The organism is Mesorhizobium sp. M1342 (genome assembly GCF_040317955.1).
Taxonomy (GTDB): domain Bacteria; phylum Pseudomonadota; class Alphaproteobacteria; order Rhizobiales; family Rhizobiaceae; genus Mesorhizobium.
This window is the reverse complement of the sequence record NZ_JAMYLI010000067.1, coordinates 1-1,780: the sequence shown is the minus strand read 5'-3', so window position 1 is coordinate 1,780 and position 1,780 is coordinate 1. Positions and strand designations below refer to the sequence as shown.

The window sequence follows — 1,780 nt, the reverse complement described above, 5'->3', positions numbered from 1 at the left end:
CATTATGTCGGCATGGAGCTACTTTCCATTCGACCGCCTGAAGCCGATCTAAAATGGCCCTAGTAGAAAGTCACACCATGAGGCGAACATGACCGCGGGGAAGAGTGCCGATCCGTCTTTCCCAAGGGAACAGGGAGACCTTTCGCGGCAACTGGACAACGCACTTGGTCAAGCATGTGTGGGGGTAGGTGATCCAGGTGTTCAGGCGGTCCTGATGAAGGAGGGCCGCCTGGTATGGTCGTCGCGCCGGGGAATGGCTATCAGCCAGTCGGCCACTCCCGTCACCGATCACTCGCTGTTCTACTACGGCAGCATCGGAAAACTGGTGATTGCAACGTTCGTCCTACACCAGGCCGAAGCCGGCGTGCTCGATCTTGACAAGGCAATCAGCCACTTCGTGGGCGAGGAAGTGGCGGGCTCGGACCTCGTCACGGTCCGTATGCTGCTGACGCACACATCTGGGTATCCCGATGCCTACGCGGACCCCGCTGTGCCGGCTGTGGCGCCTCGGCTGCCGCCGTCCTACGGTGACAGCAGATCGTACGACCCCAACAGGGTCTGGACCTTCGCCATGGTTAACAACGGCATCCGCGACCCGGTCGAGCCCGGCGCGCATTTCGCGTACCTCAACTGCGGCTACTTCCTGCTCGGTCGGGTGTTGAGCAAGACGGTCGGCGGTGACGAGGCGCTCAAGCGAGCCATTCGGCGCTTCGTCCGGCGCGCAGACGCCGTGGAGCCGATGACGGAGAAGCTGTTCACTATGGAGCGATCGCGGCGTGCGCTGCGTCGGTTCGCTCATGGCTACGAACTGCTAGCAGACGGTTCGCTGCTTGACTATTTCACAGCCTACGGTGCTCAAGGTATTCCGACCGAAATGTATGGCCTGCCCTTCACCGATAGCGCTTTCGCTGGAACCGCACTGGCCGGCGCGCAATTCCTCGACGCACTATTTGCCCGTCAGCGGCTCCTGCAGCGCGAAACCGTCGAGGCCATGATCTCGCCGACGCCTCAAGCCACGTGCGACGGCAGCCGCTCGGATCCGTTGGCGAGCACCTGCACTTTTGGTATGGGCACCCGGCGCATCATGGCGGGCGGACGGACATGGCAGGGGCATACCGGAAGCTGGATCGGCTTCAGTGCGATCGGCGCGACTGATATGGAGCGCGGCGTGACGCTCTTCGTCATGACGAACAGGAACACATCGGAATACCGTCCCGCAAGCGTCATCTGGGAGCAACTTGCTGAGACGTGCGCCGCATCCGCCACTTAAGAGGTTTGGAGCTGGAAGGCTGCAAAATACCGTAGACGTGGTTATCTCGGGATTGTCGAAGCTGGAGTGACTGAAGCCCGACTCAGCTTGACGGGAATGGAGACTGAGAACGCCGTGAAAAGGCAAACACCCGGGTCAGCCAATCGAGCGAGCAGCGTTTGCGTCGAGGTCGCCTCCGCAAAGATGTAGCTGAGGCGCCCAGCACCACGTCGAAGATCTCAAGCTCGCCGGTCTTCCGATCGACGTCCGGAGCTTCTTGCCGGAATTCCACGAAGCCCTTGTCGCCCGCGGCATGCTCTTGACCCTTGTCGGAGATAGTCGGCTGCTGGATCCTCGTAGGGATTCACAGAAAAGACTGTAGCCACAACAGTCGGGATGCGCGCCTCGATCTCCCTCCAAAGTATGAGCAAGGTGACGCCGGGCTTCGGTGGAGGGGCGGACAGTTATGACCGCTACCAAGTCAGCCTTTCAACTGCAGATTAACTTCGACGCCTTCGAAGGCGGGGAGCG

Annotated in this window: 1 protein-coding gene; it reads left to right on the top strand. The window is 60.8% G+C overall.

Translation table 11 applies throughout. From position 1 onward, the window contains the following. Positions 1-88 precede the first annotated feature (88 nt). Entirely contained in the window at positions 89-1,270 is a 1,182-nt protein-coding gene (locus NKH06_RS31940; RefSeq protein ID WP_352895111.1) for a serine hydrolase domain-containing protein, read from the top strand. Positions 1,271-1,780 lie beyond the last annotated feature (510 nt).

What these genes read in the sequence shown, in the direction of transcription:
- NKH06_RS31940 (WP_352895111.1), top strand. Translation starts at nt 89, where the DNA reads ATGACCGCGGGGAAGAGTGCCGATCCGTCTTTCCCAAGGGAACAGGGA.